General features: G+C 63.2%; 21 protein-coding genes. 10 read left to right on the top strand and 11 right to left on the bottom strand.

From position 1 onward, the window contains the following. The first annotated feature begins 237 nt into the window (after positions 1–237). The 3 genes from LMTR21_RS01920 to LMTR21_RS01910 all read left to right on the top strand — a co-directional run bounded on the left by LMTR21_RS01920 (position 238) and on the right by LMTR21_RS01910 (position 5822). A complete protein-coding gene (locus LMTR21_RS01920) occupies positions 238–1911 on the top strand; it encodes an ATP-dependent nuclease (protein WP_065750546.1) in 1674 nt (557 codons plus the stop codon). A gap of 301 nt (positions 1912–2212) precedes the next feature. Then, positions 2213–3499, top strand: coding sequence for a T6SS phospholipase effector Tle1-like catalytic domain-containing protein (locus tag LMTR21_RS01915; RefSeq protein ID WP_065750545.1), 1287 nt, complete (start codon positions 2213–2215; stop codon positions 3497–3499). A 1204-nt stretch (positions 3500–4703) separates the two neighbouring features. Then, on the top strand, positions 4704–5822 hold the full coding sequence (locus LMTR21_RS01910; protein ID WP_065750543.1) for a DUF2336 domain-containing protein: 1119 nt from the start codon (positions 4704–4706) through the stop codon (positions 5820–5822). 167 nt (positions 5823–5989) lie between these two features. Here the strand turns inward: LMTR21_RS01910 and LMTR21_RS01905 are convergent, their stop codons facing one another. From LMTR21_RS01905 to cobS, 6 genes are all read right to left on the bottom strand, one after another. Next, positions 5990–7090, bottom strand: a complete 1101-nt coding sequence (locus LMTR21_RS01905; protein WP_065750542.1) for an LLM class flavin-dependent oxidoreductase — start codon at positions 7088–7090, stop codon at positions 5990–5992. 369 nt (positions 7091–7459) lie between these two features. Beyond that, positions 7460–8572, bottom strand: coding sequence for an NADH:flavin oxidoreductase/NADH oxidase (locus tag LMTR21_RS01900; RefSeq protein WP_065750541.1), 1113 nt, complete (start codon positions 8570–8572; stop codon positions 7460–7462). An 83-nt stretch (positions 8573–8655) separates the two neighbouring features. Further along, entirely contained in the window at positions 8656–9726 is a 1071-nt protein-coding gene (locus tag LMTR21_RS01895) for an esterase-like activity of phytase family protein (RefSeq protein ID WP_065750540.1), read from the bottom strand. Between the two features lie 4 nt (positions 9727–9730). Beyond that, a complete protein-coding gene (gene cobT / locus LMTR21_RS01890) occupies positions 9731–11638 on the bottom strand; it encodes a cobaltochelatase subunit CobT (protein WP_065750539.1) in 1908 nt (635 codons plus the stop codon). Continuing rightward, positions 11635–12045 (bottom strand): GNAT family N-acetyltransferase, encoded by a 411-nt coding sequence (locus LMTR21_RS01885; protein ID WP_065750538.1) that lies wholly within the window; start codon positions 12043–12045, stop codon positions 11635–11637. Before LMTR21_RS01885 ends, cobT begins: the two co-directional genes overlap by 4 nt. A gap of 3 nt (positions 12046–12048) precedes the next feature. Then, positions 12049–13047, bottom strand: a complete 999-nt coding sequence (gene cobS / locus LMTR21_RS01880; RefSeq protein WP_057860572.1) for a cobaltochelatase subunit CobS — start codon at positions 13045–13047, stop codon at positions 12049–12051. A 305-nt stretch (positions 13048–13352) separates the two neighbouring features. On the opposite strand from cobS, the gene LMTR21_RS01875 reads away from it, so the two are divergent. Then, complete coding sequence (locus LMTR21_RS01875; protein ID WP_065750573.1) at positions 13353–14012, top strand: DedA family protein; 660 nt, start codon at positions 13353–13355, stop codon at positions 14010–14012. On the opposite strand, the gene LMTR21_RS01870 is transcribed toward LMTR21_RS01875, so the two are convergent. Further along, positions 13970–15187 carry a citrate synthase family protein gene (locus tag LMTR21_RS01870; RefSeq protein WP_065750537.1) on the bottom strand — a complete coding sequence of 406 codons (1218 nt, stop codon included), beginning with the start codon at positions 15185–15187 and terminating at the stop codon, positions 13970–13972. The two genes, LMTR21_RS01875 and LMTR21_RS01870, sit on opposite strands and share 43 nt — an antisense overlap. A 73-nt stretch (positions 15188–15260) precedes the next feature. Between LMTR21_RS01870 and LMTR21_RS01865 the strand changes: the two genes are divergently transcribed. Continuing rightward, positions 15261–16352 carry a citrate synthase/methylcitrate synthase gene (locus tag LMTR21_RS01865; RefSeq protein WP_065750572.1) on the top strand — a complete coding sequence of 364 codons (1092 nt, stop codon included), beginning with the start codon at positions 15261–15263 and terminating at the stop codon, positions 16350–16352. A gap of 170 nt (positions 16353–16522) precedes the next feature. Here LMTR21_RS01865 and LMTR21_RS01860 read toward each other — a convergent pair whose 3' ends face one another. Next, positions 16523–17170, bottom strand: a complete 648-nt coding sequence (locus tag LMTR21_RS01860) for a J domain-containing protein (RefSeq protein ID WP_065750536.1) — start codon at positions 17168–17170, stop codon at positions 16523–16525. A 109-nt stretch (positions 17171–17279) separates the two neighbouring features. Between LMTR21_RS01860 and LMTR21_RS01855 the strand changes: the two genes are divergently transcribed. The 3 genes from LMTR21_RS01855 to LMTR21_RS01845 all read left to right on the top strand — a co-directional run bounded on the left by LMTR21_RS01855 (position 17280) and on the right by LMTR21_RS01845 (position 18698). Continuing rightward, positions 17280–17555, top strand: a complete 276-nt coding sequence (locus LMTR21_RS01855) for a BolA family protein (protein WP_065750535.1) — start codon at positions 17280–17282, stop codon at positions 17553–17555. Positions 17556–17589: 34 nt separating this feature from the next. Further along, positions 17590–18105, top strand: coding sequence for a P-loop nucleotide/nucleoside kinase family protein (locus LMTR21_RS01850; protein WP_065750534.1), 516 nt, complete (start codon positions 17590–17592; stop codon positions 18103–18105). A 149-nt stretch (positions 18106–18254) separates the two neighbouring features. Then, entirely contained in the window at positions 18255–18698 is a 444-nt protein-coding gene (locus LMTR21_RS01845) for a hypothetical protein (protein ID WP_065750533.1), read from the top strand. 26 nt (positions 18699–18724) lie between these two features. Here LMTR21_RS01845 and LMTR21_RS01840 read toward each other — a convergent pair whose 3' ends face one another. From LMTR21_RS01840 to LMTR21_RS01830, 3 genes are all read right to left on the bottom strand, one after another. Then, the gene (locus LMTR21_RS01840; RefSeq protein ID WP_065750532.1) at positions 18725–20077 is read right to left on the bottom strand and encodes a hemolysin family protein; all 1353 of its coding nucleotides are present in this window, start codon (positions 20075–20077) and stop codon (positions 18725–18727) included. Between the two features lie 67 nt (positions 20078–20144). After that, positions 20145–21287: a 3-dehydroquinate synthase gene (gene aroB, locus LMTR21_RS01835; protein WP_065750531.1), complete on the bottom strand. Its 1143-nt coding sequence runs from the start codon at positions 21285–21287 to the stop codon at positions 20145–20147. After that, entirely contained in the window at positions 21284–21916 is a 633-nt protein-coding gene (locus tag LMTR21_RS01830; protein WP_065750530.1) for a shikimate kinase, read from the bottom strand. The genes aroB and LMTR21_RS01830 overlap by 4 nt, the downstream gene beginning before the upstream one ends. Before the next feature lie 143 nt (positions 21917–22059). Between LMTR21_RS01830 and LMTR21_RS01825 the strand changes: the two genes are divergently transcribed. After that, positions 22060–22206, top strand: coding sequence for a histidine kinase (locus LMTR21_RS01825; RefSeq protein WP_065750529.1), 147 nt, complete (start codon positions 22060–22062; stop codon positions 22204–22206). 69 nt (positions 22207–22275) lie between these two features. After that, the gene (gene xerD / locus LMTR21_RS01820; protein ID WP_065750528.1) at positions 22276–23238 is read left to right on the top strand and encodes a site-specific tyrosine recombinase XerD; all 963 of its coding nucleotides are present in this window, start codon (positions 22276–22278) and stop codon (positions 23236–23238) included. Positions 23239–23271: the final 33 nt, after the last annotated feature.

The raw sequence follows: 23271 nt of genomic DNA, 5'->3' as shown, positions 1-23271 counted from the left end.
ATCTAATCATGACAATTCCGCGCGCCGGTCGCGAAGGCGAACTGAGGGGGAATTGGCGAGTTAAACGAAGAGGGTCGTTGCGTTTGGACGGATCGACCGCTTTGTTTCGAAGGCTGACCTGACCACGCCGAAATCCTTACGTTTACAATGAACTTGCTGTGCGCGGATCGTTCACGCTTAGGTTTATTGCGCTTAGTGTCTGCTCAACTTGGGTCTCCATTAGGCCGAAAGTAAAACATGATCAGCGAAATGCTTTTGAAGTTTGGAAGCGCTCCCGGCGTACCTGCGTTAGCAACGTCAGTGGCTCCTGTGACGCTCTTCGTCGGGCCAAACAACTCAGGAAAAAGTAAGGTTCTGACGGAAATCGAGCGCTTCTCGACTCAAGGACTGGCGAGCACGGCTGACGTGATACTTGATAGGCTTACCTTTCAACCATTGCTAGCCGACGAAGCTCAAATGGCCGTAGCCGACATCACGGTCAGTCCAAATCAGAACGAGACACTGACCCCAGGTCATATTTTTCTAGAAAGCGTTCGAGGGGGTCGGGTGCATGTTGAAACCAATCAACTGCTTCAAACCCTTCAGAACCCATCCTCTAGTACGAATATCTTCGCTGCTTGGTTCCTCCGGCACTTCATCCTAAAGCTCGATGGGCCGGGCCGAGTGGGGCTCATCGGACAACAGAACGCGGGCGATTTACAAGCGCGACCTCAGAACGCCTTACAATCGTTATTTAAGGACGAAGTGAAGAGGAAAGAGGTCCGCCGCATCGTCCACGAGGCCTTTGGCTCATACTTTGTAATTGATCCAACGAACCTCGGGCAGCTCCGCATCCGACTATCGCCGCGGCCGCCTGTGAACGACATAGAAGAGCGGAATATTCACGCTGAAGGCGTAGCTTTCCATTCGTTAGCAACTTCGATTGACGTCGCTAGTGACGGCGTCAAGGCGTTTATTGGTATTGTAATGGCATTGATCGCCGGTGATCCGCGCGTTCTGCTCATCGATGAGCCGGAAGCTTTTCTCCATCCTTCACTTGCTACGAAGCTCGGCTATGAAATCTCACGCGCAGCCGTGGACTCAAATAAACGCATCTTTGCGTCTACGCACAGTCCACAGTTTGTCATGGGGTGCATTCAATCGGGAGCGCCAATAAACATAGTGCGGCTCACCTATCGTGCTGGCGTGCCCACAGCTCGAGTTTTACCCAGTGCAGAAATTTTGGAGCTAATGCGAAACCCTCTGCTGCGGTCAACAGGTGTCTTGAATGGTCTTTTCTATGAGCATGTCATTGTCACGGAATCTGATGCTGACCGCGCGTTCTATCAGGAGATCAACGAACGTCTGCTGCGTTTTAGACCAGAGTGGGGTGTCCCAAATTGCCTTTTCTTGAACTCGCAGGGCAAACACACGTTACAGACCATCATGCGCCCCCTTCGCAAGCTGGGCATTCCGGCTGCCGGTATAGTTGATGTCGATGTATTGAAGGACACCGGGGCGCAATGGTCTGGCGTATTGGATGGAGCAAATATTCCTCAGACTTCGAGACAATCGTTTGCCGCTCTCCGAACTGCGATTAAGACAGCAATCGATGCAACCAGCTTAAATATGAAAAGGGATGGAGGAATCGCTGTTTTAGCCGGCGACCCCCGCGAGGCCGCTGAAAGTCTTTTTAGGCAAATGGCCGAATATGGACTGTTTGTTGTGCCTCGGGGCGAGTTGGAATCATGGCTTAAGGAATTGGGGGCCAAGGGTCACGGACCACCGTGGCTGATAGATATTTTCACTCGGATGGGCGAGGAACCTACCGCGCCCCAGTATGTGCGGCCTACTGAGGGCGACGTTTGGGAGTTCATCGGAAGGGTAAAGTCTTGGCTCTTTGATCAAAGCCGAAGAGGGATTCCGGCATAGGCCGAATGACCTTGAACCGGATACAATTCAAAGCCCGCTACAGACAACAAAGGACGCGCTAGAAAATTGCTTATTCTTTTCATGCTCTTCGGGTGGGCGCTCCGTCCTATCCAACTCGACCTCGAACTCCCGGTGATTTCGAGATTTAGGCTAGTTTCTTTGCATTTTGGCGGATATCCGTCCTGTGCCCGCCGAATCGTTCCGATCTGATAACCCTAGGCATTTGTTGGTAATCGTCGAGCGCATAGGCCATTTCTCCTAGAATCCCCTATACTCGCTGAGGTAGCATTGGGGAGACACCATGCGCAACATCATCATCTGCTGCGACGGCACCGGCAACGAGATTTCCGAGAACATCTCCAACGTGCTCAAGCTCTATCGCTGCCTGCGCAAGACGGAGAAGACCGAGCCGCGGCAGCTGGTGTTTTACGATCCGGGGGTCGGCACGCTGGAGCGCCCGGACCCGTGGCACAAGCTGAAGCAGGATTTCAACGCCATCCTGGGGCTCGCCACCGGCTATGGGCTCGATGACAACGTGCTCGCGGCCTATTCCTTCCTGGTCCACAATTATCAGGCCGGCGACCAGATCTACCTGTTCGGCTTTTCCCGCGGCGCCTATACCGTGCGGGTGCTGGCGGGGCTGGTGCATAAAATCGGGCTGATCACGCCGGAGCAGGTCAATCTCGCAGGAAGCGGCCTGATCGCCTACAAGCAGTTCTCCTCCGACGTGGCGCCGAAGCTTCGGGCGCAGTTCACGTCGGCCATCGAGGCGATCGCCGCGGAAGACACGCTGCCGCCGAACGCCTTCGACAACGCCGCGCAATTCGCGCGCATCACCTCGACGCGCTGGCCCACCATCCGCTTCGTCGGCGTCTGGGATACGGTGGCGAGCGTGATCGTGCCGCGGGCCGACCGCTTCTATTGGCCGAGCCTGGAGGAGCTGGCGTTCACCATCGTGAACCCGAGCGTGCAGACGTTCCGGCAGGCGATCTCGATCGACGAGCGGCGCTGCATGTTCCGCCTGAAAAAGTGGGACGCCCCGCAAACCTACAAGCACAACCGCTTCAACGACGCCCATGCCGAGCCGCAGGATATCCTGCAGGTGTGGTTCGCCGGCGTGCATGCCGATATCGGCGGCGGCTATCCGGAAAAGGAAAGCGGGCTTTCCAAATATCCGCTGCTCTGGATGATCGACGAGGCAACCAAATGCGGGCTCACGGTGAACCAGGCCACGGTGAACCAGCTCGCCTGGGGCGTCCAGCGCAAGGGCAGTCCGTTCTCCTATGTCGTGCCCGATATCAGGGGCGACCTGCACATTTCGCTGAAGGGCGCGTGGTGGCTGCTCGAATATCTGCCGAAGCGCGCGACCTACAAGGAATGGCCGGCGCGAAGGGCGCATTTCGGCTATTACATTCCCGATGGCGAGCCGCGCTTCATTCCCGACGGCGCCGTGATCCACGAATCCGCGCTGCAGCGCATGGACGCGCTGCCGAGCTACCGCCCGGTGAATTTGCCGCGGAGTTACGAGAAATTCCCGATGCCCGTGCCGCCGGCGCATGCGAGCGCGGAGGAGGTTGGAGCGGAGTGAGGCTAGTTTCGTAGGGTGGGCAAAGCGAAGCGTGCCCACCATCTATCCTCACCCGCGTCACGAATGGTGGGCACGCTTCGCTTTGCCCACCCTACGGCCTCGTCGCAATGACGGAGAAAGCGAGCGAAACTGTCTCTCAGCCGTCATTGCGAGCGAAGCGAAGCAATCCATGCCTCAGCAAGCGGAAGTGTGGATTGCTTCGTCGCTTCGCTCCTCGCAATGACGCGGAAAGAGCGGAGTGCCCCCTTCCCTTCTCAGGGAGAAGGCAAAAACCCGCTGCGCGAATAATCTAATTTCATCAGCCGATTCAACGTGATTTGCGCCGTCCAGATCGCCCGGCAAAAATATTCCGCTTCCCTTTCAACGCAAATCACCCTCCTTTGCGCGCTATCCCGCCTCATCGAAGAGGGGCGTACGCGTCGTCACGATACGTGGAGTGCGGGGAGCGGTGGACGTGAAAGCGCACGCGCGCGCGAGGCATTGCAGGGCGGCCCTTTGGCCGTGAGCAACAATTCCGCGCAGGACGAGCGGCGCAATCGCGTACGGCAAAACCGTGTGGTCCTGGCGCCCGTGGCTGGCGTTAAGCCGGCGGAGGATTTGCAAAAGCCCGACCGGGCTTTTCAAAACCTTCAATCCGCCGGCGATGGAGGCAAAAGGAATTCGTCTCCAGGGAGAGCACGGCATAAGCCGTAAAACCACTGCGCAGGGAATGCCGGCGTGCCCCGGCTTCACCTGTATGCTCGTGTGCGCTTCTCTCTACACATTGCACACGAGACCGCGGGTGGCAGCCGTCACCCGGCATTCCCAGCGCCCTCTCGATTTTGGGGGGTGAACGAAATGGAAAAACTCGGGCGAACCACGCTGCGAGAACGCGGCGGTGCGCCTCCCCCTCTCCTGCTTGCGGGGGAGGGTCGGGGTGGGGGTGCCTCCGCATAATGACTCGTCGAATGGAACGACATCTGCACAGAGATTGATGGGGATCGTAATGATGAGCGCGTTATCCGGAGAGACCCCCACCCCGGCCCTCCCCCGCAAGCGGGAGAGGGGGAACTCCGCACTATTCGGCCATTGGCCCATCGCCTCCGCTACCCTCCGGCCCCATTCCCGCCGCCGCACGACCCAAATGGTTTACGAATCGTTCAACACTGCCCCCTATTCTCACCCATCTGGGGCCAGAACCGGCTTGAAACGCTCAGGACGAGCGATGCTGACACGATCGATCGCCGACGAAGTCGAGGCGGCCATCCAGGCCGGTTCGGCGGAAAAACATCTGGACGCGCTGAGGCAGGTCACGGACCTGTTTCTGTCCGCCGACGGCTATTCCGGCGAACAGATCGAGCTGTTCGGCGACGTGCTGGAACGGCTGATCCGCACCATCGAGCTGCGCGCGCTGGCCGATGTCTCCGCGCGCATTGCGCTCGCCGAAATGAGCACGCAGCTCGCCTCCATCAAGCAGGCGCCGAAGGCGGTGATCCGCAGGCTCGCGAATAATGACGAGATCACGATCGCGCGTCCCGTGCTGACCGAATCGGCGCGGCTTTCCGCCGAGGATTTGATCGAACTCGCCGAGACCAAGAGCGAGCAGCATCTGCTCGCGATCTCCGGGCGCTGGTGGCTGACCGAGATCGTCACGGACGCGCTGCTGAAGCGGCATTATCCCTCCGTCAGCCGGCGGCTGGTGAGCAATCCCGGCGCGCGGATGTCAGCGTCCGGCTATGCCATCGTGCTGAAGCAGGCGGAAAGCGATCCGGATCTCGCGGTCGAGACCGGCATTCGCGTCGACCTGCCGGTCGAGCAGCGCCGGCAATTGCTGCAGAGCGCGACCGAGGCCGTGCGCACCCGGCTGTTGTCGCGCGCACCGCCGCATCTGTTCGAGGAAATCCGCAGCGCGATCGCGGCCGCCTCCGTCGGCGCCAGCCGCGAAATGTCGCGCACCCGCGATTTTTCCGCCGCCCGCCGCTTCGTCGCGGCACTTAGCAAACACGGCAAGCTCAACGAGCCGGCGCTGCTGGCGTTCGCGAAGGAGCGCAAATACGCCGAGACCGTCGCAGCACTCGCCGAACTGTCGGCGTCGAGCATCGAGGTGATCCGCCCGGTCATGCAGAGCCTGCGCGACGACGGCGTGCTGATCCCCTGCCGCGTCGCCGGATTAAACTGGGAAACGGTGGCCGCCATCCTCGACAGCCGCTTTGCCGCCGGCAGCATGGGCCGCCATGAACTGGCGAAAGCGAGAGAGCAATACGCCAGGCTGACGGTGGAGAACGCGCGGCGTTTGTTGAAATTCTGGCAAGTCCGCGCCGCGGATGCCGCAAAGACGAAGTGAGGAATGAGGCGACGCTCCATCCACCGTCATTGCGAGGAGCGCTAGCGACGAAGCAATCCACCTCTCGGCATAAAGAAAGAATGGATTGCTTCGCTTCGCTCGCAATGACGTGGAAGGAGCGGCGAACTCAGTTGCCCTCCTCCCCTTGCGGAAGAAGGGAAGATCCGTCACGCCGCCTTTGTCAGCCCAGCGTCGAGATGCTTCAGCCGCGGCATCACTTCGTGCCGCAGCAGGCGCAGCGAATTGTACCACGCTTCCGGCTTGTGCTTGTAGTCGAAGCCGAACACCAGCAGCGTGCCGAAGCCGCCGACCTCGTGATAGATTTTCTCGATCTTCTCGGTGACCGTCGCAGGCGAGCCCACGATCCAGTTGTTGCGCGCGCAATATTCGGCGGTGACGTCGCTGTCGGCGATATCGGGCGTGGCCTTGAGATAGTCCTTGAAGCCGAAATGGCCGAGCAACGGCAGGAAATATTCGGTCATCATCCGGCCCATCATGTCGCCGACCGAAAGCCGCCACGCCTCCTCGTCGGTATCGGCGATGAAGACCTCGCGCACCAGCCGCCAGTCGCTGCGCTTCGGCTTGCGTCCGGTTTTCGCAGCACCGACCTCGACGGATTCCCAGTGGCTGCCGACGTAAGCGGGATTGAGGTTGAGGCTCATCGGAATGTAGCCGCGCTCGCCCGCGAGCTTGAGCGTGTCCGAGCCCTTGGAAAGGCCCGCGACGCCGATCGGCGGATGCGGCGCCTGCAGCGGCTTGAGGTGGGGCTTGAGGAAGTCGAACATCGTGTCCGGCTTGTTCACGGTCCAGAACTTGCCGGTGTAGTTCCAGGGCGCGTCCTCGGTCCACATTTTGAGGATGATCTCCAGCGCCTCCCGCGTCATGTCGCGGTTCTGGCCGGACATGCCGTCGACATTGAACATCGCCCAGTCGCTCGGCAGGCCCGAGGCCGCGACGCCGAAGTTGAGACGTCCGCCGGAGAGGTGATCGAGCATCGCGACGCGGTTCGCCAGTTCCGCCGGGTGGTGATAGGGCAGCAGGAAGCCGCCGGGGCCGAGACGGATATTCTTGGTCTGCAAGAACGCCTGCGCGAGGACGAGATCGGGCGAGGGATGCGGTTCCCAGGGCGCGGTGTGGTGCTCGCCGATCCAGGCTTCCTGATAGCCGAGTTCATCGAGCCAGCGCAGCGTCTGCAGGTCCCAGTCGTGACCCTCTTTCAATCCGCACTCCGGCGGATGGGACGGCATCGTGAAATATCCGATTTCCATAGGGCGTCCTCGCTGTATGTTGTTATTGAAAACGCGTCTGTCGCGCGCAAGCGAGAGCATAGCACGCCCGGCGTGCGGCCGAGTTATGACGAAACGGATGGGCAGAGGTCAGGTTTCGAGATCGTCATTGCGAGCGAAGCGAAGCAATCCATCTCACCGCACAAAGAAAGAATGGATTGCTTCGCTGCGCTCGCAAGGACGGGGAAAGAGCGGAGCGCTCCCTTCCCTTCTCCCCTTGTGGGAGAAGGTGGCTCGCTGACGCGCAGCGGCAGCGAGACGGATGAGGGGTCTGTCTCCGCGGAGAGAACCCCTCATCCGGCGCTTCGCGCCACCTTCTCCCACAGGGGGAGAAGGAAAGAAAGCAACGCGCTACCTCGTCCCGAACGTGGTCGCGCCGAACAGCGCCTTCTGTGTCGAGGGCTGCGAGCGCCAGTATTGCGGCGGCGCGAACACCTCGCCACCGAGTTCGGCGGCCGCGTGCCAGCCCCAGCGCGGATCGTAGAGCATGGCGCGGGCGAGCGCGACCATGTCGGCCTTGCCGCTCGCCACGATCTCCTCGGCCTGCTTCGGCTCCGTGATCAGGCCGACAGCGATGGTGATGAGCCCCGTCGCCTCGCGGATCGCCTGCGCGAACGGCACCTGATAGCCGGGGCCGAGCGGAATCTTCTGCAGCGGCGACACGCCGCCCGAGGACGCGTCGATCCAGTCGACGCCGTGCTTCTTCAGTTCATGCGCGAATTCGATGGTCTGCGCCAGATCCCAGCCGCCCTCGACCCAGTCGGTGCAGGAGACGCGCAATCCGACCGGCTTGTCGTGCGCAAACGCCGCGCGCACCGCGTCGAACACTTCGAGCGGAAAGCGCATGCGGTTCGCAAGCGAGCCGCCATATTGATCGGTGCGCTGGTTTGATATCGGCGACAGGAACTGGTGCAAGAGATAGCCGTGCGCCGAATGCACCTCGATGGCGTCGATGCCGAGCCGCTCGGCGCGCTTCGTCGCCGCTACGAACGCCTCGCGCACGCGGGCAAGGCCGGCGGCGTCGAACGCAACCGGCGGCGTCTCGCCCTGCTTGTGCGGGATCGCCGACGGCCCCTCCGCCCGCCAGCCGCCTTCGCTGACGGGGATCAGTTGTCCGCCGTCCCACGGCGTATGGCTCGACGCCTTGCGGCCGGCATGGGCGAGCTGCATCATCACCGCTGCCTTCGAGCGCTTCCGCACCGAGGCGAGGATCGGCTTCAGCGCGGCTTCGGTGGCGTCGTTGTAGAGGCCGAGGCAGCCCGGCGTGATGCGGCCAGACGCCTCCACCGCCGTCGCCTCGATGCAGAAGATCGCGGCGCCCGACAGCGCCAGCGAATTGATGTGGGTGAAGTGCCAGTCATTGGCCTCGCCATCGACGGACGAGTACTGGCACATCGGCGCCACCATGATGCGGTTGGCAAGGTTGAGGCCGCGCAGCTTGATCGGGGTAAACAGAGCGCTCATGACAGGGGGATCCGGAAGGAAAGCGGGCCTCAATGCTAGCGAGCCGCTCTCCTCTCCTCAACCCGTGCCGCTGCAACCCTCCCCTACTCCACCAGCGTGAATTGCAGCAGCAGATTGCGCTGGATCATCGAGAAATTGTCGTCGGAGACGAGCGTCAGCACCGTCTCGCCCTCGGCCGTCACATGGGCGTCAATGCCTTCCATGTTGTCGATCTCGTTGCCGAGATCGGCCTCGAATATCGCGGGACCGTCGATCACCGCCCCGGGGACGATGGAGGCGAGCGCGATGCGGCGGATGCGGATGCCGACCCCACCGAGCCAGGAGAATTTGCGTTCCAGCAGCAACAGCCCGCCGGAGGGCAGCAGCACCGCGTCGCTGACGTCGAAATTGTCGGTGCGGCGGATGCTGAACAGCCCCAGCGACTTGCCGCCGATCAGGAAGGCTGTGATGTTGCCCTGCGCGTCGAGCCCGCGTTCGGAGATCGCGATCAGCGTTCCCGCCAGGGCCAAGCCCTTCGGCACCACCACCAGCGCCTCGATGCCCTTGTTGTAGGGCAGCTTGCGCACGCCCAGCGGCAGTTGAATCAACTCGCCGTGTGCGCGCGTGAATCCCCTGGCAAAGTCGAAGCGCAGTATCTGGTTGACGCGCTCGAGCCCGACATAGACCAGCGAACCGTCGAGCGCGAGCGCCTCGGTGTCGAACCAGCCGCGCGAGGTGATCGGCTTGCCGTCGGGGCCGATCATCGGCGAGGCCTCGACATCGTCGAGCCCGGCCATTTCGCGGCCCTTGTAGACGATGCGGCCGGTGAACCAGCCGCCCTTGTCGCTGATGGCGATGAAGCGCTCGCCCTTGGCGTCCAGCCGCAGCCCCGACAATCCGCCGAAGCCGCGAAAGCGCGAAGTGAGAATGAGGCCGCTGCGATATTCGAGTTCGCCGAACCGCACCCGCGACCGGTCGCGGGTATCGAACGAGGGTAGCGGCCGGGCGTTGACGTCGATCGAAACCGGGGTGCTGACGGTGAACTCGTCAGGAGTCGCCTGCTTCGGCGGCCGCTGGACGGCCGTTTGCGCAGCCGCGATGGCCGGCATGGCCGTTAACGAAAGCCCCGCCGCTGCATATTTCAAAAGGCGGCGGCGGCCTATGGGTGGGGGCATGCGCTCACGAATGCAGGCGGCGCGGCCGGTGGTGGCCGGAGACGGGCGCGGCGCCGTGAGTCTCGCTGAACAGTTCGGCGAGTTTTTCGGTGATGGCGCCGCCGAGCTCCTCGGCATCGACGATGGTGACCGCACGGCGGTAGTAGCGCGTGACATCGTGACCGATGCCGATCGCGATCAGTTCGACCGGCGAACGGGTCTCGATCTCCTCGATGATGTGGCGCAGGTGCCGCTCGAGGTAGTTGCCGGGATTGACCGACAGCGTGGAGTCATCCACCGGCGCGCCGTCCGAGATCATCATCAGGATCTTGCGCTGTTCGGGCCGGCCGAGCAGGCGCTTGTGCGCCCAATCCAGCGCCTCGCCGTCGATGTTCTCCTTCAAGAGGCCCTCGCGCATCATCAGGCCGAGATTCTTGCGCGAGCGCCGCCAGGGCGCGTCCGCAGACTTGTAGATAATGTGCCGCAGGTCGTTCAGCCTGCCCGGATTGGCCGGCTTGCCGGCGGCAAGCCACGCCTCGCGCGACTGCCCGCCCTTCCAGGCGCGGGTGGTGAAGCCCAGAATCTCGACCTTGACGCCGCAACGCTCCAGCGTGCGCGCGAGAATATCGGCGCAGGTCGCCGCCACCGTGATCGGGCGGCCGCGCATCGAACCGGAATTGTCGAGCAGCAGCGTCACGACCGTATCGCGGAAGGTCGCCTCCTTCTCATGCATGAAGGACAGCGGATGATAGGGATCGGTAACCACGCGCGACAGTCGCGCCGGATCGAGGATGCCCTCCTCGAGATCGAACTCCCAGGCCCGGTTCTGCTGCGCCATCAGCCGACGCTGCAGCCGGTTGGCGAGCCGCGCGACGATACCCTGCAGATGCGCGAGCTGCTTGTCGAGATAGGAGCGCAGCCGCTCCAGCTCGTCATGGTCGCAGAGATCTTCGGCGGCGATGACCTCGTCGAATTTCGGCGCAAAGGCGTGATATTCCGGCCCGCGCGGCTCGTTGGCGCCGCGCGTGTTCGGCCGTGTCGCCTCGCCCGGTGTCTCGTCGTCGCCGAGTTCGCCGTCGTCGAACGTATCCGACGTGGAAGCCTGCGCGCTCTCCATAGCGCTCTCAGACATTTCGTCGGTGGACGCCTGCGCCTGGTCAGCGCTCATTTCCTGCGCGGCATCGCTGTCGGGCGAGCCCTCGGCCCCGGACTGATCGTTCTCGCCGTCCTGGTTCTCGTCGTCGTTCTCGTCGTCATCGGCATCCGCGTCGCGGTCGTCGCCGAGGTCGAGCGCCGACAGCAGGTCATGCACGAGGTCGCCGAACTTGGCCTGGTCCTCGGTGACGCGGCTGAGCTTGTCGAGCCGGGCGCCGATCTTGTCTTCGAGCACCGGCCGCCAGAGATCGACCATCTTCTTGGCAGCCGTCGGCGGCGCAAGGCCGGTCAACCGCTCGCGCACCAGCATCGCCAGCGCATCCGACAGCGGCGCATCGGCGCGGTCGGTGATCTCGTCATACTTGCCGCGATGGAAATGATCATCGAGCATTGCGGTGAGATTTTTTGCAACACCTGACATCCGGCGCGAGCCGATCGCTTCGACGCGGGCCTGCTCCACCGCCTCGAACACGCCGCGCGCCTGCGGATTTCCCGGCATCAGCTTGCGGTGCACCTTGGGATCGTGACAGGCGAGCTTCAGCGCGATCGAATCGGCGTGGCCACGCACGATCGCAGCGTCCCGCTTGGTCATCTTGCGGGCGGGCTCGGGCAGCCGCGCCTTGCCCGGCGCGAGACCGGGACGTTCGGCCGCGAACGTCACGTCCAGTTCCGGCGCTTTGGCAATCGCCTTCAGGCATGAGGTCACCGCGCGCTTGAACGGCTCGGTCGGCGCTTCCTTGGATCCGGTACGGAATTTGGAGTTGGATGATGTGCTCATAGCGCTTTCGTAAACCAGTGCCGCGTGACGCCGCCGGGATAGCCTTCGATCGAACCGAATTCCTCGTAACCGCAAGCGCGGTAGAAACCCGGCGCCTGAAAACTCATCGTGTCCAGATAGGACCGCGTGGCCCCAAACCTTCTCGCTTCGTCCTCAATCGCCTTTATCAGCCTCGTTCCATAGTCCTTGCCGCGAAGCTTCTGCTCCATCCAGAACAGCTGAATGAACAGCACCGTGGTCCAGACTTCGCCGACGATCCCGCCGACGATCTTGTCCTCTTCACGCAGCGCGATGGCGAGGCGCTTGTATTTCTGCTTCCCCATCTTCTCGGCGTTGAAGCCGAGAAGTCCGCCGAGCACCGCCTTCTTGGTCTTTCCAATGGTGCGCTCGACGGAAATTTTCGCCATGGGCTAGCTGAGCGCCACGTTGACCGCCGATTCCGGCAGCTCCGCGTTGAAGCAGCGCTGATAGAACTCGGCCACCAGCGGCCGTTCCAGCTCGTCGCACTTGTTGAGGAAGGTGACGCGGAACGCAAAGCCGATGTCGCCGAAGATTTCGGAGTTCTCGGCCCAGGTGATCACGGTACGCGGGCTCATCACCGTCGACAGGTCGCCATTGGCGAAGGCGTTGCGGGTGAGGTCGGCGAGCCGCACCATCTTGTTGACGATGTCGCGGCCTTCCTGCGTGCGATAGTGATGCGCCTTGGAAAGCACGATCTCGACTTCCTCGTCATGCGCCAGATAATTCAGCGTGGTGACGATTGACCAGCGGTCCATCTGGCCCTGGTTGATCTGCTGGGTGCCGTGATAAAGACCCGAGGTATCGCCGAGGCCGACCGTGTTGGCGGTCGAGAACAGGCGGAACGCCGGGTGCGGCTTGATCACCTTGTTCTGGTCCAAGAGCGTCAGGCGGCCGGAGACTTCCAGCACGCGCTGGATCACGAACATTACGTCGGGGCGGCCGGCGTCATATTCGTCGAACACCAGCGCGATGTTGTGCTGCAGCGCCCAAGGCAGGATGCCGTCGCGGAATTCGGTGACCTGCTTGCCGTCCTTGATGACGATCGAGTCCTTGCCGACCAGGTCGATACGGCTGATGTGGCTGTCGAGGTTGACGCGCACGCACGGCCAGTTCAGGCGCGCCGCAACCTGCTCGATGTGGGTCGATTTGCCGGTGCCGTGATAGCCGGTGACCATGACGCGGCGGTTCTTGGCGAAACCGGCGAGAATCGCGAGCGTGGTGGCGCGGTCGAAGCGGTAATCCGAATCGACCTCCGGCACGTGCGGGTCGACTTCGGAATAGGCCGGCACTTCGAGGTCGCTATCGATACCGAAGACCTGCCGGACCGACACCTTCATGTCGGGCATACCGGCGGGCTCCGAAACTTTGCTCATGGCGGCGGTCGTCATCAATCCTCCGAGAGGTCCCGGGCGTTCCCGAAACCAGATCTGTTAAATGGCTGCGGATGGGGGCTGTTACCAACCTAGCAGAGAGCAAGGGCCGGCAGAAGCCCGCGGCGCAATCAAAGTTCCGTTGCCTTATCATTGAGATAGGCTGTGTATCGACTTTTTGGAGGGCTGCCCTGCGAATCACGCCGCACTTTTGCCGGTTTGCGCCCTGCCCACGCCCAAACCGGAGGGCGGCGGCACTTTCAGGCCTCATCCGGGCTTGGTAGCTCTGAATGCAGGCGGCCCACCCAGAGGACGGCAAGGTTGTGACTTCATTCCTCGATCCCGTGATCGCATTCGTTTCGGCCCACCCGTGGCTGGCTTATCTGACGCTATTTCTCGCAGCCCTCCTGGAGGCGATCCCGGTCGCAGGCGCGCTGGTGCCGGGATCGACCATCATCCTGGCCCTGAGCGCGCTGGTGCCCGGCGGCGAACTGAATCTGTGGGGCGTGCTGGCGGCCGCGATCGCGGGCGCCCTGCTCGGCGACGGTTCGGCCTTCTGGGCCGGCCATCGCTCGCAACGCGAGATTCTCGGCGCCTGGCCGATGTCGAAATATCCCGCCGTGATGGCCCAGAGCGAGACGTTCTTCCAGCGTTGGGGAGCGCTCGCCGTGCTGTTCGCGCGCTTTGTGCCGCCGATTCGCGCCTTCGTACCGATCACTGCGGGCGCGCTCGGGATGTCGCCGGCGAGGTTCTACAGCGTCAATATTGCTGCCGTCCTTGCATGGGCTTCGGCGCATGTGCTGCCGGGCGTATTCGCGGTCTCGGCGCTGCACCACTATGCTGGCCTGCCGCATCACCAACACATCGGCAAACATCTCTGGATTTTGGGCGTGTTCGCAACGGCGATCATCGCGCTCGGCGTCTGGACGCTGCGCCGCCGTCAGGCGCGGCCGGGGCTTCGTCCCGGCGCCGGACCGACATAGCGCGCGCGGGGCCGGATCAGGCGGCCGTGCTGCAATTGCTCGCAGGCATGCGCGATCCATCCGACCGTGCGCGCCATCGAAAACAGCACCAGTTCATGACCCGGCGGCAGGCCGAGCGTGTGCACGAGCACCGCAAGCGCATAGTCGATATTGACGAACTCACCGGTTGCTTCGGCAATCCGTTCAGGAATTTCGTGGGTGAGCTTGCGGTCGGCGCCCGAGCGCGCCAGCGCTTCCAGCAGCGCCCGTGCGCGGGGATCGCCGTGCTTGTAGACCCCATGGCCAAAGCCTGCGAAACGTTCGCCGAGCGCGACGCGCTCGCGGATGACGGGGGCAACCTCGCCATTGGCAAGCGTCTTCAGAAGCTGCGCCGCCAGCACGCCGGCGCCGCCATGCTTCGGCCCCTTCAGCGCGACGAGGCCGGCGATAACCGCATCATAGAGGTTCAAGCCGGTTGACGCCGCGCAGCGCACGGTGAAGGTCGACGCGTTCAGTTCATGGTCGGCCAGCAGCACCAGCGCACGGCGGATCAGATCGGGCGCGTGCTTGTTGTCCGGCGCCCAGGCGCGGGCAATCTGGGAATGCAGCGGTTTTGCCGATGATTTTGCATTCAGCATGGTCGCAACCACCAGCCGCACGATGCGGCCGCCGACCATCGCGCGCCCGTCGGGCGCCCGGGTGAAGGCGCGCGGGTCCGCGGCGGCCGCCAGCGCCAGTACGGCGATGGCGCGATCGATCGCATTGGCTTTGCGCGTGGCCTCGGCGACGGCGCGCATTTCGTCTGAAATGATCGGGCAATTGTCCTGATCGAACGGGTCGACGCCGGTCACGTCCCACAGCAGCGTCGCGGCATGTTCGAGCGTGTCGCGCTCTGCGAGATCGATGCAGTTGACGCCACGATAGATCGCACCCTCCTCGGTAATGGTCCCGACGGTCGAATCCATCACCGGCAGATCGGCGTCGAAGCTGCGCAGGCCACGCGGCTCCGGCGACGGCGTACGCCGCTCCTTCAGCGTGCGGACGTCTTCGGCCCGGTAGCGATGGCTGCGGGAATCCTCCGACGGCTCCGAGCGGATCAGGCCACGGCTGACATAGGCATAAAGGGTGGCCTGCGAGATCGCGAGTTCGGCGGAGGCCTCGCGGGCCGAGAGGTAAAGGCCGGCAGATTTTTTCATATTGATTTACATAATCAAGATTGATCAATCTGTCGAGAGGCCCGACCTTTGGCAGCAGGCAAAGGAGAGCCCCATGAACATGCAGATTTCGAAGACCCCGATCGGCCTCGACGGCATTCCGGCCGCCGAAACCGTGCTCAGCCATGTCGATGGCGAGCGCGGGGAACTGATCATCGCCGGCGAGCGGGTCGGCGACCTCGCCCGCAAGACCGGTTTTGAGGGCGTGACCGCCCGGTTATGGAGCGGCGGCACCGGCCAGCCGATCGGCGAAGCCGCGGTTCGTGCAGCGCTCGGCGCGGGGCGTGAACGCGCCTTCGCCCGGTTGCCGGATCTTCTCGGCATTACGCGCGGCCTGTCGATCATCGACGGTTTTCGGGCGGCGATCGCCGGGCTGCGCGCGGAAGCAGGCCTCGCGCATGAGGCCACGATCGTCGGCGCCTTTCCGGTGATTGCCGGCGCACTGGTGCAGCGGGTGAAGGGCAATGATCCCGTCGCACCCGATCCGACGGCAAGCCATGCCGCCGACACGCTGTCGATGATGCTCGGCCGCAAGCCTGACGCGCGGGAAGCCGCCGCGCTCGACGCCTATTTCGTCACGGTCTGCGACCACGGCATGAACGCGTCGACGTTTGCGACGCGCGTGGTCGCCTCGACGCAGGCGGATTTGTTCGCGGCTGTCACCGCCGGCTATTGCGCGCTGACGGGTCCGCTGCATGGCGGCGCACCCGAGCCGGTGCTGGAAATGCTGGATGCGATCGGCTCGACCGAGCGCATCAAGCCGTGGGTCGATAGTGCGCTCGCCCGCGGCGAGCGGCTGATGGGATTCGGCCACCGCGTCTACCGCGTCCGCGACCCGCGCGCCGATGTTCTCAAGGGCGCGATCGAGCGGCTCGCCGGTGAAGGCACCGACCTGCCGTTTGCGGGCGAGGTCGAGGCCTATATCCGCAGCGCGTTGCGGATCAAGAATCCGGACCGGCCGCTCGACACCAATGTGGAGTTCTTCACCGCGATCCTGCTCGACGCGCTCAAAATCCCGCGGCAGGCGTTTACGCCGATCTTCGCGGTAGCCCGTGCGGCGGGCTGGACGGCGCATGCCCGCGAGCAGCAGCGCGGCGGACGGCTGATCCGGCCGAGTTCGGCGTATATCGGGCCCATGCCGGGGTAAGCGAGCAAAAGTGTTTGGAAGGCAACAACGGAGCTATCATCTCCGCTGTCGTCCCTGCGAAAGCAGGGACCCATAACCACAAATGCGTGATGTTGCGCGAAAGCCGTCAACCAGTGGAATTAAATCTAGAAGCCACGGCGTATGGGCCCCTGCTTTCGCAGGGGCGACGATCAGGCGCGTACCACGGTCTTTAAATAATTATACGCCTTGATGATCTCGATCAGGCGGTCCTCGGTGGAGCGGTCGCCGCCATTGGCGTCGGGATGGTGCTGCTTGACCAGCGCCTTGTACTTGGCCTTGACGTCATCCAGCGTTGCTTCGGCGGAAAGCCCCATCACCTGCAGCGCCTTGCGTTCGGCGTTCATCACCTTGCGGGTTTCGGCCTTGGCCTCCGCGCCGGGTCCGGGCCGCCAACGGCCGCGGCCGTTGAGCTCGGAGAACATGCTGAAGGGATCGGCGGCGCCATCAAAGTCCTCGGCGCTGGGCTGCTTGCCCTTCTTGCCGCCGGTGTTGGCGCCCATCTTCCAGGTCGGACGATGGCCGGTCAGCGCATCCTTCTGGTAGCGCGCGACGGCATCGGCATTCATGCCCTGGAAGAAATTGTAGTTCTGGTTGTACTCGCGGACGTGGTTGAGGCAGAAGTGAAAGTACTCGCGGGAATTCTCGCGGCCCTTGGGCGCGCGATGCGGGCCCTTGTTCTGGCAGCCCGCCCATTCGCACATGGCGGATTCTTCATTCGCACGCGCCTGCGCCTTCGCGCTGACCTTGTTGGGCTTGATGCGAATGGAATCGAAGAACTTGGATGAATCAATCGGCATAGCTGACTTTGACTACGCAATGCGCAAGGCTTCAAGTCTTGACATTGCGAATACCTCCGTTCGGATACAACATTGACGAAAAGCAGACACGGAATTATCTGCCACCACCATGAGCACCAGGGATATTATCATAAACAAGTTGCGTGAAGCTTTCTTGCCGGAAAGCCTCGACGTCGCGGACGAATCTCATCTGCATGAGGGCCATGCCGGCCACAGACCGGGCGGCGAGACGCACTTCAGAGTGTATATCGTGTCTCCGGCCTTCGAAGGGAAGAGCCGGATCGAGCGCCACCGCATGGTAAATGCGACGCTTGAGGCGGAACTCAGGGGATCCGTCCATGCGCTCGCCATCAGGGCGCAGGCGCCGGGAGAAGCCGCCCGGTAATCCGGCAAACCCGGCGCAAGAATGTGAGCATCCGATGGTGTCGCAGAGGCTCATTGTTTTGGCCGGCCTTCCCGGTTCCGGAAAGAGCACGCTGGCCGAAGGCCTTTCCCACCATTTTTCGCTGCCGCTGTTTTCCGTCGACCCGATCGAGGCGGCGATGTGGCGCGGCGGGCTGTCCCGGGATCATACGGGAATCGCGGCCTACGTGGTCGCGGAAGCCTTGGCCGAGGAGCATCTACGACTGGGGCGATCCGTCGTGATCGACGCGGTCAATCCGGTCGAGGCGCCGCGCGCGGCGTGGCGAAAGCTCGCCGCAAAATATCGCGCGGATTTGAAGGTCATCGAATGCGTCTGCGTCGACCAGGCGACGCATCGCCGGCGGATCGAAACGCGAATCCGCGGCATCGAGGGCATGGCCGAGGTCACCTGGGAAAGGGTCGAGAAGCGGCGCGCGGAATATGAAGCCTGGACCGATGCGAGGCTGACGCTGGATACGTCGGCGCACCCGCCCGAACGGTTGCTCGCCGAAGCCATCGGCTACCTGACATGAGGCTATCAGCCAGCTTTCTGTGAAGATCGGCGGAGACGGTAGAACGATTTTCGCAAACGTGAGACAATCACTGAGGCGATGCATCAAGTTCCGTTCGGATGCGGGGTCGGGCTGACCCAGATGCCATCGCAGCTCGATGGGGTCGTCCGATGCGATATTGGACACGCTTCAGATGGACCGCCGCCGTGGCGTTGACGATTGCGGCACCTTCCGTGCGGGCGCAGGCGCTTGATATGCCGAGCCCCTTTGTCCAGGAAGTGCTGGTCAAGAGCATTCTGGTGACGCTCAACGATGCGGTGGTGTCGGATAATTTCACGGTCCTGCACGCCAAGATCTCAAAGCCGTTCCGCGATCAGTTTCCGCCCGAGAAGCTCCGGATCATCTTCAAGGACCTGGTCGAGAAGCACGCCGTGTTTGACGCGATCGTCGCCAGCCCGGTCATTTCAGAGGAAGACGCGAAAATCGACGACAAGGGCGTGCTGCGCCTCAAAGGTCGCTTCGATACCACGCCGAAGAAGGTGAAGTACCAGCTCGGCTTCATTCCCTCCGACGGCCAGTGGAAACTATCTGGCGTCGCGATCGATATCGAATAGCCGACGCCGCTTGCGGCATACGCCGGCTAGAACGCCGTCCCCGCCCGCTTCGGTTTCGGATCTTCCCCCTCGGCTTCGCGCGGCAGCGGCGTGATCTTCAGCGCGGTGATGCGGTTGCGCTCGCGGCGCAACACGCGGAAACGGCAGCCATGGAAGGTGAAATTCTGGCCGCGTTCGGGGATCGAGCGCGCTTCGTGGATCACGAGGCCCGCCACCGTGGTCGCCTCCTCGTCGGGCAGATGCCAGTTCATGGCGCGGTTGAGATCGCGGATCGGCACCGAACCATCCACCACCACGGAGCCGTCGGCCTGAACGCGGACGCCAGCAACCACGACGTCATGCTCGTCGGAAATATCGCCGACGATCTCCTCCAGGATATCTTCCAGCGTCACCATGCCTTCGACCTCGCCGTACTCGTCGACGACGAGCGCGAAGTGGGTCTTGCGGCGGCGGAACGCCTTCAACTGTTCGGACAAAGGCCGCATCTCCGGCACGAACCAGGGCGGCAGCATGATCGCCGATACGTTGATGCGCGACATATCGCCTTCGGAGGCGCGGATCGCGCGCAACAGATCCTTGGCGTGCAGCACGCCGATGATGTTTTCGGGCTTGTCGCGCCACAGCGGAATGCGAGTGTACTCGGTCGCCAGCACCTCGCGCACCAGGTCTTCGGGTGGCAGATCGGCGTTGATCATCATCATAGCGGTGCGATGGACCATGACGTCGGATACGGCGAGATCGCCGAAGCGGAAGACGTTGTGAATGTACTCGGCCTCGCCGCTCTCAATCCCGCCATGCACGGCGGATTCCTCCACCAGTCCCTCGATCTCGGAATCGGTGAGGATTTCATGCTGCGAGGATTCCTGCACGCCGAACATGCGCAGGATCCCGCGCGAGGCGCTATTGAGTAGCCAGTTCAGCGGCCAGAAAACCAGGTAGGACAGATGCAGCGGATAGGCGATCCATTGCGAGACCGGCATCGGCTGCCTGATCGCAAACGTCTTTGGCACCTGCTCGCCGATCACGATGTGCAGCGAGGAGAATATCAGAAAGCCGGCCAGGAACGACACGAAGTGCAGGGTACGTTCCGACATGCCGAGCGGGATCAGCAGCGGCTCCAGCAGCGCCGCAACCGTGGGTTCGCCGACCCAGCCGAGGCCGAGCGAGGCCATGGTGATGCCGAGCTGGCAGCAGGCGAGATAGGCCTCGATATTGCCCATCATGCCGTGCAACAGGCGCGCGCCGAAGCGGTCCTGCTCGACCATCGCCCGGATGCGAAAGCCGCGGCTCTTGACCAGCGCAAACTCGGCGGCCACGTAAAACGCGTTGGCGGCGAGCAACAGAATCGCGAGCAGCAGATTGGACGCGGTCGAACTCATATATGCCTCGTGACAGCCCCGGCCACGCGCGACGCTTGCCCCACGCTGCGCCCCGGCAATCCCGTTCTCATCCCGACAACTTCTGTTGCAGGAAATCGCGCACCAGCGCCGGCTCCACGTCGTTTGCCACCACCGCGCGGCCGATCGCCTGCAGCAGGATGAAGGTCAGCTTGCCGCGCTTGACCTTCTTGTCCTGCGCCATCAGCGCCATCAGCGCGTCGGCATCCGCAAGCCCCTCCTGGGCAAAGCCCGCGATGTCCTGCAAATGGGTCGGCAGGCCGACGGACGCAAGGTGACGCTCGACGCGGGCAGCGTCGGCCGCCGAGATCATGCCGAGTTGAGCGGAAAACTCCGCCGCCAGCACCATGCCGATGGCAACGCCTTCGCCATGGAACAGGCGATCGGAAAAGCCGGTCGCGGCCTCCAGCGCATGGCCGAACGTATGGCCGAGGTTGAGCAGCGCGCGCTCGCCATTTTCGCGCTCGTCGCGGGAGACGATCGCGGCCTTGGCGCGGCAGGAGGTCGCGATGGCGTGCTCGCGCGCCGCGCCTCCGGAGAAGATGTCGGCGTGGTTGGCATCGAGCCAGGTGAAAAAGGCTTCGTCGCCGAGCACGCCATATTTGGCGACTTCGGCGTAGCCGGAGCGGAACTGGCGCGGCGACAGGGTGTCGAGCACGGAGGTATCCGCGATCACCAGCACTGGCTGATGAAACGCGCCGAGCAGGTTCTTGCCCTGCGGCGAATTGATGCCGGTCTTGCCGCCGACGGACGAATCCACCTGCGCCAGTAGCGAGGTCGGCACCTGCACGAAATCGACGCCGCGGCGCAGGATCGCCGCCGCGAAGCCGGCGAGATCGCCAACCACGCCGCCGCCGAGCGCGATCACCAGATCGTTGCGCTCGATCTTCGCCGCGATCAGCGCTTCCGAGACCTTCTCGAGACCGGCATAGGTTTTCGATATCTCGCCTTCCTCGACGATGACGCGCGAGGTCGGAATGCCGGCCTCGCTGAGCGAACGCTCGGTCGGCTCCAGCCAATGCTTTGCCACGGTACGGTCGGTGACGATGGCGGTGCGCACGCCCGGGCGCAGCGCGGCGACGCGCGCGCCGAGCGTCTCCAGCACGCCGCGGCCGATGACGATGTCATGGGCGCGGTCGCCGAGGGCAACATCGACCGTGATGTCAGCGGAATGTTTCAATGGCGCAGTCATGGCGTGACGTTGATCCCGTCGGTTGCCGGCTGGGCAGAAGGGCTGCCAGCGCACAGCCGGGCGCGCAGGGCATCGATACATTCGTCGACGATACGGTCGTGCGGCACGTCGCGTGACAGAATGGTCAGGTCGGCGGTCTGGTAGACCGGCTCGCGCGCTTCGAGCAGGCGGCTGACGGTCGCGACCGGATCCTCGGTCTGCAGCAGCGGCCGGTCGGCGCGGCGCCTGACGCGCTTCATGATGATGTCGACGTCCGCTTTTAGCCAGATCGAGACCGCCCTGTCGCGGATGCGATTGCGGGTCTCCTCGCGCATGAAGGCGCCGCCACCGGTGGCAAGCACCACGGGGCGGCCCTCGAGAATTCGTGCAATCACCCGGGCTTCGCCATCCCGGAAATAGGGCTCGCCATAGTTTTGGAAGATTTCCGGGATCGTCATCCGGTGTGCCGTCTCGATCTCGGTGTCGGCGTCGGTAAAGGGCAGTTGCAGCCGCACCGCCAGCCGCCGGCCGATGGTCGACTTGCCGGCACCCATCATGCCGACCAGCACGATCGAACGCCTTCCCAGCGCCGACGTGATGTCGGCCTCCTGGGTCGGGCTCGCCTGTGCCGGTGCGGCGGTCTCGGACATCAAAAACCCTGCTGTTTGGCGGGATTTGACCCGCGCTGCGCCACCTATACTACCCCCATCGAGGCCGTTGCCAGAGACTCTTGCCACGGGGATGGGAACATGATGGATGATTTCATTGGTTAATTCGCCGCCCTGAGCCCCCTATGCCCAGTTTGTTCCGCTTTCTGACGGTCGTCGGCGTGATCGCCGCGGTGATCTATGGCGCCATTTTTGCGCTGGCGAACTTCGTCACCCCAAAACCCCGGGAAATGACGGTCACGATCCCCGCAGACAAGTTCCTCAAGAAATAGCCGCTATCGTCTGATTGGTGAGAGACCAATTCGGGGAGAGGCATCTCCATCGACGGGGATGTCCGGGCAATGCGTACCAGCAAGACGGCCAAAGACGGGACACTGATCAACCTGTTCCTCGACATGCTCGCGGCGGAACAGGGCGCGGGCGACAACACGCTGGACGCCTATCGCCGCGACCTCACCGATCTCTCGGAGTTTCTGACCCGCGCCGGCGAGAGCTTTTCCGGCGCCGGGACCGACGTGCTGCGCGATTACCTCGCCGACCTTGACACCCGCGGCTTCAAATCCTCCAGCGTGGCGCGGCGGCTGTCGGCGATGCGGCATTTATTCCGCTTCCTCCTGAACGAGCGGATCCGCGGCGACGATCCGGCGGCGATCCTGTCCGGCCCGAAACGCGGCCGCGGCCTGCCGAAAGTGCTGTCGATCGCGGATGTCGACCGCATGCTGACGCGGGCGAAAGAATTGACCGAGGCCGAGAACGCTTCACCCCAGCAGCGGCTGCGTGCGCTGCGGCTCTATTGCCTCCTCGAAGTCCTCTACGCCACGGGCCTGCGCGTCTCGGAACTGGTGGCGCTGCCGCTGTCGGCCTCGCGGCGCGATGCGCGCATGATCGTCGTGCGCGGCAAGGGCAACAAGGAACGGCTGGTACCGCTCAACGAAGCCTCGCGGCAGGCGATGGCCGATTATCTCGCCGCGATGGAAGCGCTCAGACCTGAGAAGAAGAAAAGCGCCAGCCCGTCGAAATGGCTGTTTCCTTCGTTCGGCGAGAGCGGCCACCTGACGCGGCAGCATTTTGCCCGCGACCTGAAGGAACTGGCGGCGGCCTCGGGCCTTGCGCCGCGGCTGGTCTCGCCGCACGTGCTGCGCCACGCCTTTGCCAGTCATCTGCTGCATAACGGCGCGGACCTGCGCATCGTGCAGACGCTGCTCGGCCACACCGACATCTCCACCACGCAGATCTATACCCATGTGGTCGAGGAACGGCTGAAAAGCCTGGTGCGCGACCTGCATCCGCTAGCGGAGAAGTAACCTTCGCCCCAAGCGACGCCTTGACTTCCGCGC

It is taken from the genome of Bradyrhizobium paxllaeri, assembly GCF_001693515.2.
In the GTDB taxonomy this organism is placed as follows: Bacteria; Pseudomonadota; Alphaproteobacteria; order Rhizobiales; family Xanthobacteraceae; genus Bradyrhizobium; species Bradyrhizobium paxllaeri.
The sequence above is the reverse complement of the archived record's forward strand: the minus strand, read 5'-3'. Positions and strand labels throughout refer to the sequence as shown.